Origin of the sequence: Marinifilum sp. N1E240, assembly GCF_009295825.1 — a bacterium.
GTDB lineage: Bacteria > Bacteroidota > Bacteroidia > Bacteroidales > Marinifilaceae > Marinifilum_A > Marinifilum_A sediminis.
In genome coordinates this window covers 891,552-907,343 of record NZ_WHKF01000002.1, presented here as the reverse complement: position 1 = coordinate 907,343, position 15,792 = coordinate 891,552, and the positions used below count along the sequence as shown (strand labels likewise).

The 15,792-nt window shown below is 33.0% G+C and carries 10 protein-coding genes; 5 read left to right on the top strand and 5 right to left on the bottom strand.

From position 1 onward, the window contains the following. Positions 1–96: 96 nt before the first annotated feature. The gene (locus GCQ56_RS08660; protein ID WP_152734063.1) at positions 97–2,604 is read right to left on the bottom strand and encodes an ATP-dependent Clp protease ATP-binding subunit; all 2,508 of its coding nucleotides are present in this window, start codon (positions 2,602–2,604) and stop codon (positions 97–99) included. A 293-nt stretch (positions 2,605–2,897) separates the two neighbouring features. On the opposite strand from GCQ56_RS08660, the gene gyrA reads away from it, so the two are divergent. Then, a complete protein-coding gene (gene gyrA, locus GCQ56_RS08655) occupies positions 2,898–5,420 on the top strand; it encodes a DNA gyrase subunit A (RefSeq protein WP_152734062.1) in 2,523 nt (840 codons plus the stop codon). A 101-nt stretch (positions 5,421–5,521) separates the two neighbouring features. Then, positions 5,522–6,691 (top strand): tetratricopeptide repeat protein, encoded by a 1,170-nt coding sequence (locus GCQ56_RS08650; RefSeq protein ID WP_152734061.1) that lies wholly within the window; start codon positions 5,522–5,524, stop codon positions 6,689–6,691. Between the two features lie 108 nt (positions 6,692–6,799). Here the strand turns inward: GCQ56_RS08650 and GCQ56_RS08645 are convergent, their stop codons facing one another. The 3 genes from GCQ56_RS08645 to GCQ56_RS08635 form a co-directional block, all read right to left on the bottom strand. After that, positions 6,800–8,500: a response regulator gene (locus GCQ56_RS08645; RefSeq protein WP_152734060.1), complete on the bottom strand. Its 1,701-nt coding sequence runs from the start codon at positions 8,498–8,500 to the stop codon at positions 6,800–6,802. A gap of 11 nt (positions 8,501–8,511) precedes the next feature. After that, positions 8,512–9,612: an FIST signal transduction protein gene (locus GCQ56_RS08640; RefSeq protein WP_152734059.1), complete on the bottom strand. Its 1,101-nt coding sequence runs from the start codon at positions 9,610–9,612 to the stop codon at positions 8,512–8,514. Between the two features lie 156 nt (positions 9,613–9,768). Then, positions 9,769–10,938: an adenylate kinase gene (locus GCQ56_RS08635; protein ID WP_152734058.1), complete on the bottom strand. Its 1,170-nt coding sequence runs from the start codon at positions 10,936–10,938 to the stop codon at positions 9,769–9,771. A 695-nt stretch (positions 10,939–11,633) separates the two neighbouring features. Between GCQ56_RS08635 and GCQ56_RS08630 the strand changes: the two genes are divergently transcribed. The 3 genes from GCQ56_RS08630 to GCQ56_RS08620 are packed head-to-tail and all read left to right on the top strand — an operon-like array spanning position 11,634 to position 14,245. Continuing rightward, complete coding sequence (locus tag GCQ56_RS08630) at positions 11,634–12,035, top strand: hypothetical protein (protein ID WP_152734057.1); 402 nt, start codon at positions 11,634–11,636, stop codon at positions 12,033–12,035. A 5-nt stretch (positions 12,036–12,040) separates the two neighbouring features. Further along, positions 12,041–13,072: a glycoside hydrolase family 130 protein gene (locus GCQ56_RS08625; protein WP_152734056.1), complete on the top strand. Its 1,032-nt coding sequence runs from the start codon at positions 12,041–12,043 to the stop codon at positions 13,070–13,072. Between the two features lie 6 nt (positions 13,073–13,078). Further along, positions 13,079–14,245: a glycosyltransferase gene (locus GCQ56_RS08620; RefSeq protein ID WP_152734055.1), complete on the top strand. Its 1,167-nt coding sequence runs from the start codon at positions 13,079–13,081 to the stop codon at positions 14,243–14,245. Here the strand turns inward: GCQ56_RS08620 and GCQ56_RS08615 are convergent. Then, on the bottom strand, positions 14,242–15,729 hold the full coding sequence (locus GCQ56_RS08615; RefSeq protein ID WP_152734054.1) for a glycoside hydrolase family 130 protein: 1,488 nt from the start codon (positions 15,727–15,729) through the stop codon (positions 14,242–14,244). The genes GCQ56_RS08620 and GCQ56_RS08615 overlap by 4 nt on opposite strands. Between the last annotated feature and the right edge of the window lie 63 nt (positions 15,730–15,792).

The window sequence follows — 15,792 nt, the reverse complement described above, 5'->3', positions numbered from 1 at the left end:
CAAAGATAGAATTTGTTTTGATTCTTTCTAAATAAAAAATGTGAATTTAGATTAAAAAAGACATAAAAAAAACCGGAGAAAACTCCGGTTAATTTTTTACTCAAGTGCTTTTTGAGTTTTTAATATTTTGGTTGTTATTTTCTGCTTGGATTTATCTAAACCTACAGAAATTGTATCGCCTTCAGAGATGCTAGCTCTTATAATTACTTCAGCCATTTCATCTTCCAGGTACTTTTGAATTGCTCTTTTTAATGGTCTTGCACCAAATTGAACATCATATCCTTTTTCAGCAATGAAATCTTTTGCAGCTGTAGAAATTTTAATATTGAACCCTAGATCTTGAACTCTCTTGTATAAACCATTAAGTTCGATATCGATAATCTTGTGAATGTCTTTCTGAGTTAGAGAATTAAACATGATTAAATCATCGATTCTATTCAAGAATTCAGGAGCAAATGCTTTTTTCAAAGCCTTTTGAATAATACTACTTGCATAATCATTAGATTCATTTCCACCAGTTTGGAAGCCGATTCCTTTTCCAAAATCCTTAAGTTCACGACTTCCAATATTTGAAGTCATGATAATGATCGAGTTTTTGAAATCAACTCTTCGTCCTAAACTATCGGTAAGTTGTCCGTCATCTAATAATTGCAGTAAGATATTAAATACATCCGGGTGCGCTTTTTCAATCTCATCGAGTAGCACAACAGAATAAGGCTTTCTTCTAACTTTCTCAGTCAATTGTCCGCCTTCTTCGTAACCAACATATCCTGGAGGAGCTCCAACCAATCTCGATACGGCGAATTTTTCCATATATTCACTCATATCGATACGAATTAAAGCATCAGAACTATCAAATAAATATTCAGATAAAACTTTAGCTAGTTGAGTTTTTCCTACACCCGTTGGTCCTAGGAAGATGAAAGTTCCGATTGGCTTGTTAGGATCTTTAAGTCCGGCACGATTTCGCTGAATTGCTTTTACAATTTTTGCAATAGCATCATCTTGTCCAATTACTTTGCCTTGTAATTCTAGGTTCATTTGAAGTAGGCGAGAACCTTCAGCTTGTGCAATTCTCTTAACAGGAACACCTGTCATCATAGCAACAACTTCAGCAATATCTTCCTCAGAAACCTTTTCTTTTTTCTGACTCAATTCCTGTTCCCACTTGTCTTTTTCTTTTTCAAGATCTTCAGCAAAGTTTTTCTCTTTATCTCTAAAGCTGGCTGCCAACTCAAACTTTTGAGCTTTAACTGCTTTTATTTTACTTTGGCGTGTATCCTCAATTTTCTTTTCTAATTCCTCAATAATAACAGGAACATGAATGTTAGAAATATGAACTCTTGATCCAGCTTCATCTAACGCGTCAATGGCTTTGTCCGGAAGATATCTGTCACTTATATATCTTGAAGTTAATTTCACACAAGATTCAATTGCTTCGGGAGTATAAAAGACATTGTGATGATCTTCGTACCTTTCTTTAATGTTGTTTAGAATCACAACCGTTTCCTCAGGAGAAGTTGGTTCCACCATAATCTTTTGAAAGCGACGTTCTAATGCTCCATCTTTTTCAATATTTTGTCTGTACTCATCAAGAGTTGTAGCACCAATGCATTGAATTTCACCTCGTGCCAATGCAGGTTTAAGCATGTTGGCAGCATCAAGTGATCCGGTTGCACCACCTGCTCCTACAATGGTATGAATCTCATCGATAAACAAAATGATATCTGTAGTTTTTGATAGTTCATTTAAAATAGCCTTCATCCTTTCTTCGAATTGTCCTCGGTACTTGGTTCCCGCAACAATTGAAGCTAAATCAAGAGTAACGACGCGTTTCCCAAATAGAACACGCGACACTTTTTTCTGAACGATTCGTAAAGCCAAGCCTTCTGCAATAGCTGATTTACCAACTCCAGGTTCTCCAATTAGAATAGGATTGTTCTTTTTTCTTCGACTTAATATTTGCGCCAAACGTTCAATTTCTGTTTCGCGACCAACAATAGGATCCAAAGTTCCTTCTTCGGCAGATTTAGTAATGTCAATACCAAAATTATCAAGAACAGGAGTTTCAGATTTGCCCCTAGCGCTAGCACCTTTTGAGCTACTACCTCCAGATAAACCACCTTTTCCTTCTCCACGATCTTCTGGTGGATAATCAGCTTGTGCTTTAGGGAAAAGAGTTTTTAGATTTTCTTTAACCTTATTGTAATCAATGGTTTGATCATCTAATATTTGCGTTACCATACTCTTGTCATCTTTTAAAATGGCAAGTAGCAAATGACTTGTGTCTATTGTGTTATTCTTTAAAGCTTTTGCTTCAAGATAAATTAACTTTAGAACTCTTTCGGCAGATCTTTGAAGGGGGATGTTATTCTGATCTAAATCTGTGATAGTATCCGATTTGATCTCTTTTTCGATATTCTTTCGAATATCATAAAGGTCAACTCCTAAAGAAATAAGAATATCTACGGCAATTCCTTCACCTTCACGAAGGATTCCTAAAAATAAATGTTCAGTACCTATCGCACTATTACCAAGCCTTTCGGCTTCTTCTTTGCTATAGGATAGAACATCCTTTATACGAGGTGAAAATTTTGAATCCATATAGTAGGTCTTTAAATTTTTATTTTGTGATTATATTCAATTTTTAGGCTGAATAAATAAAAGCAACATTAAAATAAAGAAAATTTATTACATATAAGCCTAAAATATCAATCTATTTTTGAATAAGAATTCAAATAAAATAGGAATTAAACTAGTAATCAAGCTATAATACAAAAAGCTTTAATATTTATCTTAATCTGTCTTTAAATATAGCTCCTTTTCTTACGCAAAAATCACTTATTTTGTTACTTTTGTAGATCTGATAAAAGTGTAGAATTTTAAATTAAAAATAGATGACTACGGGAGAGAGAATTATACGTATCAATATAGAAGAGGAAATGAAGTCAGCCTATATCGATTATTCGATGTCGGTTATTGTTTCCAGAGCTCTACCAGATGTTAGAGACGGTCTAAAGCCTGTTCACCGAAGAGTTTTATTTGGAATGAACGAATTAGGCATTACAGCCAATAAACCATATAAAAAATCAGCAAGAATTGTTGGTGAGGTATTAGGTAAGTATCACCCACATGGAGATAGTTCTGTTTATATGACTATGGTTCGTATGGCTCAGCATTGGTCTTTGCGATATCCTTTAATTGATGGGCAAGGTAACTTCGGTTCTGTTGATGGAGATAGTCCTGCAGCAATGCGTTATACCGAGGCTAGAATGGATAAGATTGCAGAAGAGACCTTATCAGACCTTGATAAGGATACTGTAGATATGGCTCCTAACTTTGATGAATCATTAAAAGAACCAACTGTACTTCCAACCCGTATTCCAAATTTACTTGTAAACGGTGCTTCTGGTATTGCAGTAGGTATGGCAACCAATATGCCACCTCACAATTTATCTGATACAATTGATGCCATTATTACTACTATCGATAACAAAGAAGTAGAAATGGATGAATTGATCCGAATTGTTAAAGCTCCGGATTTTCCTACAGGTGGGACTATTTATGGCTACCAGGGCGTGAAAGAGGCGTTTGAGACGGGTAGAGGTAGAGTAGTTGTAAGAGCAAAAACAAATATTGAAACTACTGAAAATGGTCGTGAAAAGATCATTGTAAGTGAGATTCCATATATGGTTAATAAGGCAGAACTTATTATGAAGGCTGCTGATTTAATCAACGATAAGAAGATTGATGGTATTTCTAATGTAAATGATGAATCAGACCGAACTGGGATGAGAATCGTTTTCGATTTGAAAAGAGATGCTATTGCAAATGTTGTATTGAACAAGCTGTACAAATACACACAAATGCAGACTTCATTTAGCGTAAATAATATTGCGTTGGTGAAAGGTCGTCCACAGCTGTTGAACTTGCGTGACTTAATTGATAATTTTGTTGAGCACCGTCATGATGTTGTTGTGCGAAGAACTCAGTATGAATTGCGTCAGGCTGAAAATAAGGCTCATATCCTAAAAGGTTTAATTATAGCTTTGGATAATATTGACCAGGTAATTGCTTTGATTAGAGGTTCTAAAACTCCTGAAGAAGCAAGAAATGGTTTAATGAGTAATTTTGACTTAGATGAAATTCAGGCTAAAGCAATACTTGATATGCGTTTGCAAAAACTGACAGGTTTGGAGCGCGACAAATTGCATGCTGAATATGAAGAGTTGATGAAATTGATTGATCATTTGAGAGCAATTCTTGCTAATGAGCAAATGAGAATGGATATCATTAAGGAAGAATTGACTGAAGTTAAGGCGAAATACGGTGATGAAAGAAGAACCGATATTGTTTATTCTTCTGAAGAATTTAATCCTGAAGATTTCTATGCTGACGAGGAGATGGTGATCACAATTTCTCACATGGGTTACATTAAGCGTACTCCGCTTGCTGAATTTAAAACTCAACATAGAGGGGGAGTTGGTTCAAAAGGGAGTATTACCCGTGAAGAAGATTTCTTGGAGCACATGATTATGGCTACAATGCATAATACCATGTTGTTCTTTACTGAAAAAGGTAAATGTTTCTGGTTGAAGGTATACGAGATTCCAGAAGGCACGAAGCAATCTAAAGGTAGAGCAATTCAGAATCTTTTAAATATTGAACCTGATGATAAAGTGAAAGCTTATATCAATGTTCTTAACCTTAAAGAGGAAGAGTATATTAATAACAATTACATTGTTCTTTGTACAAAGAAAGGTGTTGTTAAGAAAACTCCACTTGAAGCATATTCAAGACCACGTGTGAATGGTGTTAATGCGATTACTGTTCGCGAAGGTGACCAATTATTAGAGGCGAAACTAACCAATGGTGAGAATCAAATATTAATTGCCGGTCGTTCTGGTAAAGCAATTCGATTTGCTGAAGATCAGGTTCGTTCGATGGGAAGAACAGCTTCAGGAGTTCGTGGAATTACATTGAAAGACGAAAGCGACGAGGTTGTTGGCATGATATGTGTTGAGAATGGGGAAGAGGATATCCTTGTTGTATCAGAGAACGGTTATGGTAAACGATCAAATATTGATGATTATAGAATAACTAATAGAGGAGGTAAAGGGGTTAAAACAATTAGCCTTACTGAGAAAACTGGTGATTTGATTGCTATTAAGAATGTTACTGATAATGAGGATTTAATGATCATTAACAAATCAGGTATTACTATTCGTTTGGCAGTTTCGGATCTTCGAGTTATGGGACGAGCAACTCAGGGTGTTCGATTGATTAATTTGAGTAAGAAAAATGATTCAATTGCGGCTGTTGCTAAGGTAAACTCATCAAATGAGGATGAAGTGATTGGAAATGAAGGTTCAAATGAGTCAGCAGAACAATCAGGCAGTATCGAAGGAACAGAAGAATAGTTGTAAAACTTAGAATAATTATAAAATGCTTATTCTTGTTCAAAAATTTAAAAGAAAAACATATTTTTGTTCAAGATTGTTATAAAAACTAAACATTGATTATGAGAAAATTATCATTCATTCTAGTTATGCTTATGTGCGTTTCGACAGTATTCGCTCAAAAAAGTAAAGTGACTGGGGCACAGAATTATCTAAATTCAGGTAAATTAGATAAGGCAAAGGAAGCTATTGATGAAGGTATTCAGCACGAAAAGTGTGTGGCTTATGCAAAAGCATATCTAGTAAAAGGGAAAGTATATCAGGGGATTTTTGAAAGTCCACTTCCTGCTTACAAAGAGTTATCTAAAACACCACTTGATATAGCTTATGATGCTTATTTGAAAGCTCTAGAGTTGGATCAAAAAGGAAAAATGAAGAAGCCTGTGAAAGCTCAGATGACTAACATGATTCCAAATTACACTAATGAAGCGGTTAACTTATATAATCAATCAGATTATGCAGGTGCACTAGCTGCTTTTGAAAAAGTTCTTACAATTGAGTCAATGGATATGTTTAAAGACAATCCAGTTATTGACACAGCTGTAATTTTTAATGCAGGTATGGCAGCTCAAAAATCAGAAAATTTTGAGAAAGCAATTAAATATTACAGACTTTCAATTGAACACAATTATGGTGGTGCAAAATCTTATGCAAACTTGTCGAATGTTCTTAAAAAGGCTGGAAATGAAGAAGAATCAGTAAAATATCTTCACAAGGGATTTGAATTGTTTCCAAATGATTCTTGGATGTTGGTTGAATTGATTAACTACTATATGCTAGGAGGAGAGCCTCAGAAGGCAGCTGATTATTTAGATAAAGCAATAGCATTAGATCCTGAGAATGGTTCATTTTACAGAGCAAAAGGTACTTTGTATGAGAAAACTGAAGAGTTTGATAAAGCTGAGGAAATGTATGCTAAAGCATTAGAATTAGACCCTAATGATTTTACATCTCAGTATAACATTGGACTTCTTAATTTGAACGCAGTAAGTGCTAAGCATAAAGAAGTAAATGAAATTATGGATGCTAAGAAGTACAATGAGGCGATTAAAGGTATTTACGTTGAGTACGAAAATGTACTTCCATACTTCACAAAAGTTTTAGAAATGAAACCAGACGAAAAGAATTCAATGATGTTATTGAAGGAGCTGTATTTCAAATTAAGAAACGAAAAGGAAGAGTATCTTGAAAAATATAATGAAATGAAGTCTAAATTAGACGGAATGGAATAAATAAAAAAAGGGATCTAAATCAGGTCCCTTTTTTATATGCATCATATTTAACTTAATATGAATTATAAGACTTTTATTAAGAATGAAGAGAATTTGGAAAATTTTGCTTTACAAATACTGTTGTAAGATTTGCATCAATGTTTGTGGATCAATTGGTTTAGTGATAAAGTCGTTGGCGCCAGCATTTAAGCATTCTTCCTTTTCATTTGCCATAGCAAAAGCAGTTTGTACAATTACTGGAATGGATCTGTTTGTAGATTTTATTTGATTTATAGCCTCCAAACCACCTATTTCAGGCATTCTAATATCCATTAAAACCAAATCTATTTTGGGGTCATTATTCTGACAAATCTGGATCGCATCTTTTCCATTCTTTGCCCAAATAACATTCGCATCTGTTAATTCAATTATCGCGTTTAAATAGTTAAAATTAGATTTAACATCCTCAGCTATTAAAATATTCTTTTTAGAATACTCGATAGATTTAATTTTATTGAAATAATCAATTTCAGTGTTATTGTCGTTGATATAATCCATTTTTATTCGACCAATTCCAGAAAGTCTGAAATAAAAATTACTACCCACATTTTCTTCCGAGTCAAACCATATCTCACCATTCATTAAATCCAGTAATTTTTTACAGAGAGTTAAGCCTAAACCAGATCCTTCAAATTTCCTTTTTGAGTCACCTTCAACTTGTCTAAAGGTGTCAAATACTACATCTTGAGTGTCTTTAGAAATACCAACCCCAGTATCTCTTATGAAGAATACCGGACATTTATAATCATCCATATAAAAGCCAAATTCCACATTCCCATTCGAGGTAAATTTTAATGCATTATCGATTAAGTTTTCAAAAATCTGAAGAAATTTCTTCTTATCTGAATTAATAGTTAATTCTTCGTAATTGTCAGGAATTGAAATGGATATGTCATTTTGATTTGTACTTGAATCGTTTATTAGATATTTGGAATGAATCTCTCGAATCAATTGGTTTATATTGAAATTTTCTCTCTCAATAACTAATTGATTCGAGTCCATCTTAGATACATCAAGAAGGTTGTTGATCAATTTTAGTAGTTTATTGCTATTAGATGATATATGAGATACAAATTCGCTATGTTGGCTTGGTGGTATATCTGAATCGGTTAGTAAATTAGAAAAACCCACAATAGAATTAATTGGAGTTCTAAATTCGTGACTAATATTCGATAAAAATGCCGATTTTAATTCGTTAGATTCCTCTGCTTTTAGCTTGGCTTTTTTTAATTCATTTTGAGTTTTGGAAATCGTAATTAAATCGTGAATTGATTTTTCGTGAAACAAACAAGCTTTTATGGAAATGGAAAATTTATTGATTACATTTTTTAGTTTCGTTTGTTCTATTTGACTCCAGGTTTGTTCTGAAGAAGAATAGAGTACTAAAAAACCCAACTCCTGCAGTTTAAAAAAGGTTACAACTCCCCTATTTTTAAATTTGAAACCAATGGCTTGACAGATTTTTGAATCTAATTTTACCGAAAAGGAGTCCGAATTATCGAAACAACTATTTAAAAATTCAGAATCTGAAACGTATTCTGATTCTAATTTTATGATAGGATGTGAATATATTGCACGGTAACCCGAAGTTTCTTCAGAGTAAGGAATATTATAACTTCTTAGCCAAACACCACCAAATTCAAGGTTTTTACGAGACATTAAAGTATGAAGAAATTTTTTGCAATTCACCTTTTTGTCTAATGACTGTCCCACCGAAAGGGAAAGTTCGTAAAGAAATGAAATATCTGTTATAATACGATTCGTATCCATTATTATTAAAATTAATAAGAAAAACCTAAAACAACTGATTTATTGAGTAACTCTAAATAGCCCTCTCCATTTGAAAAAATTTCACCGATGGAAAGAACTCCTTCAAGTTTACCGTTTGGATATACTTTTTGTATTTGATTATGAATTCCATCCAATTCAATATGAAAATCATTGCCGAAGTGTCCAGCTCTTGAAATGCAATCGAAAATTAGTATTTCAGGAGTCTTTTTCCCATTGATAATGCACTTTTTTACTAAAAAATCAGGAATTTCCGATATGTCTTTTGTTTGAATAGTTAGTAAATCAACCAATGAGTTTTCGGGAATATTTCCAACACATCGAATGCAGCCTTCTTCTGTTAATTCAATGGCATCTCTCACAATATAATCACGCTCTTCTTTATAAATGCCAAATGGATAGTGAATGGAATGTGTGTTGAAATTTTCTCTGTTCAATTGAATGTTTTGAGTCTCAATCAAGCATTTTTTATAAACATCAAAAGCATTTTCCCAATTTAACTCTTTAATCACATTTTTTTTCGATTTCGTAACGATGAATGGACCTACAGATTTTTTCCAACCATGACTTGCTGATATTTTAGTAGGATTCTCCATAAATATTACCAAAGTCCCAGTATTGTATATTCCATCATTATCAAAAAGAATACCTTTAGATTTATTCGTTGTTAGTCGTCCTGTGCCGCCACCAATAAAATTAACATCATTACCTAAGTAAGTAAATAAAGTTCTTAGATGGTTGGAAACTGAATCTGAAATACCATCGGTTAAGGTAAATGCTGTAGTAAAATTATGGTTTTGATAATCTGAAAACTGTTCTTCGAAATCTTCCTGTGTATTAAAATATACGGGAAAAACATCCATAGAAACAGCTTTTAAGACAATACCAGTTGAACTGACTCTATTGTTGTTAACAACCTTTGGAAAAACACCACCTGCAAAGTTGTAATTTTGTTTATTTAAAGCAGAAACCATTTTTTCCAAACAGATCTCGCATTCTTCCGCAACAAGAAGTAATACATTGTCTGTTGCCTGAACATTTCGTTGTTTCAAGCAAGACAACAAATCATCTAATTTTGGATTTTCTAGAAACATAGGCGACTTAATGGATGTATAAACGTACAATTTTAATAAAATTACATCTTTATATAGGATGAGATTTGATCAATTTATATTCTCTGCTTGTCAAGTATGTAAAATTTCAGATAACTAGAAAAAATAAGCCGTTTTTTACAAAACGGCTTATTTAATTTATCTAATCTTTTTAAATGATTCTATTACTGATTCACTTAATCGATTCGCAACTGTGTCTTCATCTCCGACACCATTAACGAGATCGAGTTTGGATTGTTTGGAGTAGTATTCTCCAACCTTAATACTTCTTTTTTCATGCTGTTCTAAGCGATGAATAATAATATCTGTATCCGCATCATAAGCTCTTTTGCTCTGAGTTTTACTTCTAGCAGTTAGTCTCTTAATCGACTCAAGTGTTGGTACATTTAAATTAATTGCAGAGGTAACAGTAGATTCAAGCTTTCTTAACAACCCATCTAATATATAAGCTTGAACAATGGTTCTTGGGAAACCTTTAAAGATAAACCCATTGGCATCAGGATGCTTTTTAATTTGACGCTCGATAAGCTTAATTGCAATTTCATCGGGTACAATATCTCCTTTTTCGATATAAGTTTTAGCACTGTTTCCCATTTCAGTCCCTTTCTTTATCTCTTGTCTCATTAGGTGACCAGTAGAAATATAGACTAGATTAAATTTTTCAGCTAGTTTTCTACCCTGCGTGCCTTTACCCGAGCCCGGAGGTCCAAGTAAAACCAAATTAATCCAGGATTTCTCCAGAGTCTGATCTACAATATTGGTTAACCTATCGAATATTTGGTTGATTCCACCCAATCCATCAATACCGTGATAAATGTCCTTCTCTTTGTAAAATGTTGCAACTGGTGCAGTTTTAGTATCGTACTCCTGCAAACGAACATTTATTACTTCTTCAGTATCATCTGCTCTATTCTCTTTTGTTGCTCTTTCAAGCAAACGATTGCGTAGTTGATCCGCAGGAACTTCCAGACTCAACATACAATCTAACTTGGTATTCATTTTAAGCAATAATCCTTCCAGAATATACGCCTGAACAGTAGTTCGAGGAAATCCATCGAAAAGAAAACCTTTAACTTCGGTATTGGTTTTAATTCGTTCTTCAATTATCTGAACAATTATTTCATCGGGTACTAACCCACCCTTTTTGATTATATCTTTTGCTTGTAAACCTAATTCCGATCCTTCTGCAATCTCCTTTCGAAGTATATCTCCTGTAGATATGTATGCTAAATTGTATTTCTCAATTAGCATTTTCGATTGAGTTCCTTTCCCTGCACCGGGAGGTCCAAATAGTGCAATGTTTAACATGTGGTTATATTTATGTTTGTTAAGATAGTAATATGTCAAAAATAATAAAATTTGCTCTACAAACACTATATATATTGGGAATAAATCGTGTTTGCATTTATTATTTTAACAAAAAATTTAATGAGAATTTATTCTTTCGCAAAAGTGAAATGCAATTGGTGAGCCAACAGAGTAAATGTAATATACCTATAAAAAGAAAAATAGGAAAAACTGGTCCTACCCAAAAGGAATGATTTACTAACGAAAAAAATATGTAAGAGCCAATTAAGATTATACTACCAATTAATTCAAACTTCCAAACAACAATTAATCCAAGTAACATCATAAAATTTGCACAAAATAACTTTACTTCCTGAACTGTCATTACGTCGAAATCTGGTGCACCAATTTCAATGGCAAACCATACAAAAAACAGGAATAAGAATACTCCTAAAAATCGTGCAACCCACCTTATTATATTTATCGCTGTTTTCAAATTTAAGCTTCCCTTTTCTGACTAAATTACTTCATGTTTAATCTCAAATATATAGGAATTAATATTGAATAAGAAGTAGTATAGAAACTTATTGACTAAGGTATTTTTTACATTCAAATTATATTGTTGATTAGTGTCTGATTATAAGCTATTTTAATTGACTTTCTTCTTTTATTGGCGTATATTTTTTTATAGAAATGTATCACTAAAACAAATTATTATGAATGCAAATTATATATGTCCACACTGTAGAGCTTACCTTAATGTAAGTGATAGAATTGTTATTTCAGCTAAAAATGAAAAAGGTCAACGAGGTGTATTGTTATTTAGTATTCATCTTGGAGATTATGAGATTCTTAAGCATCCGAATTTTGATATGGAGGAAAATGAAAAACTAAATATGTTTTGTCCATCGTGTCATAAGAGTTTGAAAGATTCTAAAGTACATGAAAATATCTATAAAATTTTGATGCAGGATGAAGAGGATCATGAATATGAAATTCTCTTTTCTGGAGTATACGGAGAAAGGTGTACTTACCAAATATCAGAAGAAAAGATTCATTCGTATGGTGAAGATGCTGGTAAGTACTTAAATTTCACCAATTTGATTCAAATGTCTTAGTGGCAATGAAAAGACATCCTGATAATCCATTACTTTTTCCGAAAGATGTTAAGCCTTCTAATCCTTCTTTTCAAGTGTTAGGAGCTTTCAATCCCGGAGTGGCACTGTACCAAGATCAAACTATTCTATTGATGAGAGTGGCTGAGAATTGCCTTCCTGAAGAAAAATTTGTGACAATTCCTTATTACAATCACGGTGAAGCTGAAGTTATTAGAGTTAAAAAGAACGATCCTAATCTAATTTTTAAAGATACCAGAGGCTTCTTTTACAAAGGCAAAGATTATCTTTCAACCATAAGTCATATAAGAATAGCCAGAAGTAATGATGGTGTAAATTTTACAGTTGATGATAAACCTTTTATATCACCAGAACTGGATTATGAATGTTTTGGAGTTGAAGATGCACGTATTGTTGAAATAGATTTTACCTATTATATAAATTATACTGGAGTTTCAGGCGATGGATATGTAACTGTACTTGCAAAGACAACCGATTTTATTTCTGTAGAGAAATTGGGAATTATCTTTCCCCCATTGAATAAGGATGTTGCATTTTTTCCAGAAAAAATAAATGGAAAATATGCAGCAATACACCGACCGGATAATAAAGGATTTGGTTTGCCTTCTATTTGGTACGCGACTTCGCCAGATATGATGAATTGGGGATATCATACTTGTTTGCTAAGACCTGATGGTTCTCTCTCGGAAAGTCAAAAAATAGGTGGAGGATCATCTCCAATCAAAACTGATAAAGGTTGGTTAATTCTTTATCATGCCAAAGGTGAAAATAGTATTTACACACTGAAAGTCTTGTTAGTAGATTTTAAAGACCCGACTAAAATTCTAAAAAAAGGAGATCTTCCAGCCCTTAAACCAGAGAAGGAGTACGAACGTAATGGATTTTTCCAAAATGTTGTATTTACTAATGGAATGGTTGAGAAAAGTAATGGAGAATTGTGGGTTTATTATGGGGCTTGTGATGAGACGATCTGTCTTGCGATTACAAGTATTAAAGAGTTACTGGATCATTTAAAGTGAAAAATCATGAGAATTGCATATGTATCAACCTATCCGCCTACGGAGTGTGGAATAGCAACTTACACGCAATATTTAAGTAATGCGGTTGCTGCAAAAGGGATGGAAATAAGAATGTTGGGTCAGCTTGGCGCCAAGGGAGATAATGTTTTTGAAGTCTATTCGCCTGTAGATAAAGATATTGCAGGTAAGCTCTTCTTTTATGTTGAAAGATTAACGCCTGATTTGGTGCATGTTGAGCATGAATTTGGTTTATTTGGAGAACAACGAGGTGTTCAAATTATTGAGTTCTTAATTAGATGTCAACTTGCTGAAACGCCTACTATTGTAACTTTACATACTGTTTTTGATGATTTAAAATATGAAGAAAAGATAATAGTTCAACACATTTTAAATTTAAGTTCTGCTATCATTGTACATGAAACATTTCAGAAAGAAATTTTGATTAATAATTATGAATGTCTTAACCCAATAGTAGTTATTCCACATGGAGTAAGAGAAGTTGACTTAATACCCAATGCAAAGGCTTTGTTAAATTTAGAAGATAAGAAAGTTTTACTCTTGGCAGGATATTTACGTTCAACTAAGAATTTTGAGAAAATAATATCACTTCTTCCCGATTTAGTTGCACAAAACAATGATATGGTATTATTATTAGCATCAAGAAGTAGAATTAATGAACATTCTGATTATAAAGATGAAATATATCAATCCATTGATAATATCGGCTTGAAAAAACATGTTAAAGTTTTACATGGCAAGTTTCCTCAATATACATTAGATACAATTTTAAGTGCTGCTGATGTTTTAGCTCTACCATATACAAAAGGTGGTCAAAGTGGTGTGCTAGCACAAGCTTCAGCCTTATTGTTACCTGTTATCACATCAGACTTAAAGAGTTTTAAAAATTGGATTATTGAGGTTAATGGAGGTTTGTATGCGGAATCGGATAAAGAATATATAAGTCAAATAACCAGATTACTACAAGATGATGATTTGAGAAATGAGTTCCGGGAAAATATAAAAGAAAGCAACAAACATCGAAATTGGGCAACAATAGCTCAACGACATATTGATTTGTATGCTCAGCTGATAAACGATCCAATACCAGGTGCCGAGTTTTATTATAGGAGTAGATCAAAAAACAAGAATAAAAAATTTAACGCTATATCTTAGTAATAGATCATTTTTGAGAATAGATCGTTGATATTTAATGAAGCAATTCCTGATCTGGAATCAGCCATTGCATATGGTAATATTAATAAATCGTCATGCAAAATTGCCCCACAAGAATAAACAACATTTGGAACATAGCCATTTCGCTCCTTTTCATCAGGAATCAGGAATGGATCTTTTAGTAATCCAATAACTTTGGTAGGATCATCTATATCTAATAAAATTGCACTTATGGTATAGGTTCGAACTGGTCCTACTCCATGAATTAGAAGCAACCAACCTTTCTCAGTTTCGATTGGAGAACCACAATTCCCAATCTGGAAAAATTCCCAGTAAAATGAAGGCGGCTTTAGAAGAATAGGATTCTCCCAATGCTTTATATTATTGGAAAACATGATATAAAGATTCTCATTATCATTTCGGGATATGGTAACATATTTGCCATTGATTTTTCGAGGGAAAATAGCCATACCTTTGCCTTTGGAACCTTCGCCTAATAAAACCGAAACCTTAAAATGACAAAAATCAACTGTTTCAATCAATTGAGGCAATGCTGTGAAGCCATTGTAAGCTGTATAGGTTGCGTAATAAACATTTTTTCCGGCTCCATTTCCATTCTTAAATAAAACAAAACGAGCATCTTCAACTCCTTTAATTTCATTTGTTGATACAGGAAAAATTACTCTTGCGCTAATATCCAATTCCGATGAAAATTTTATTTCGTAATTGGCATTAGCAAGCCATAAAAGTGTTTCGATAGCTTCTTCACAAGTACGACTAATTTTTTTATGCCTTAACTTTTTCTTTTTTCGAAACAGGCTTATAGACTCCTGTAATTCTTCAAAAGTGAATTCATCAAGTAGATTATCCAAAATTTTAGTTACCGATTCGAATGAACCTAATTCCTTTAATTTTAGCGTAAAGTCACATTTGAGATAGGAAGGATCAGGAATTCGATCTACCCTTTCAACCAATGCACTGTTTTTTTGAACAGCTAAGTTGCCATTAGATTTAATAATTCCTCTTCTAAAAACAATAGAAGAAATATGTCCTTCTCCAACAGCTCTAAAGCTTAATAAAACTTTTAATCTATCGGATTTTGTGCCAATTTGTTCTGGATGTAACACAATTGAAGGATTAAATAATGCGGCTGATTCAATGGAATACTCCATTGTAAAGTAAGATCCAATCAGTAATTTCTGATCCAAAGAAAAATCATTCGTAAATTGAGTTTCTTTAATTATTTGATCGAAATTATCCTTAAAAATTCTTTTGATGTTTCTGTGACGATTTGTAAAGTTTTTAATCGTTTCATTTAAAATTTGATTTGCTTCTTTATCGGATAAAAGTAAAATACGATCAAAAATATTTTCAATTCGCTTTAAATTACCAGGCGTGAAAAATCGAGTTACTACCCTTGAATCATCAGGTGTAAAATGAAGAACTTGCTTTTTTACGGGAATTAATTCTATGTTTTTAGCCATTCTAATCTATTTTCATGCGAGCTAACTAAATATACGAAATTAGCTGCTTAAAAGAAACTAGAA

Bases quoted from the DNA above. Each gene is read 5' to 3' on its own strand.
- gyrA (WP_152734062.1), top strand. From the start codon at position 2,898: ATGACTACGGGAGAGAGAATTATACGTATCAATATAGAAGAGGAAATG.
- GCQ56_RS08630 (WP_152734057.1), top strand. From the start codon at position 11,634: ATGAATGCAAATTATATATGTCCACACTGTAGAGCTTACCTTAATGTA.
- GCQ56_RS08620 (WP_152734055.1), top strand. From the start codon at position 13,079: ATGAGAATTGCATATGTATCAACCTATCCGCCTACGGAGTGTGGAATA.
- GCQ56_RS08640 (WP_152734059.1), bottom strand. From the start codon at position 9,612: ATGTTTCTAGAAAATCCAAAATTAGATGATTTGTTGTCTTGCTTGAAA.
- GCQ56_RS08660 (WP_152734063.1), bottom strand. From the start codon at position 2,604: ATGGATTCAAAATTTTCACCTCGTATAAAGGATGTTCTATCCTATAGC.
- GCQ56_RS08625 (WP_152734056.1), top strand. From the start codon at position 12,041: ATGAAAAGACATCCTGATAATCCATTACTTTTTCCGAAAGATGTTAAG.
- GCQ56_RS08635 (WP_152734058.1), bottom strand. From the start codon at position 10,938: ATGTTAAACATTGCACTATTTGGACCTCCCGGTGCAGGGAAAGGAACT.
- GCQ56_RS08650 (WP_152734061.1), top strand. From the start codon at position 5,522: ATGAGAAAATTATCATTCATTCTAGTTATGCTTATGTGCGTTTCGACA.
- GCQ56_RS08615 (WP_152734054.1), bottom strand. From the start codon at position 15,729: ATGGCTAAAAACATAGAATTAATTCCCGTAAAAAAGCAAGTTCTTCAT.
- GCQ56_RS08645 (WP_152734060.1), bottom strand. From the start codon at position 8,500: ATGGATACGAATCGTATTATAACAGATATTTCATTTCTTTACGAACTT.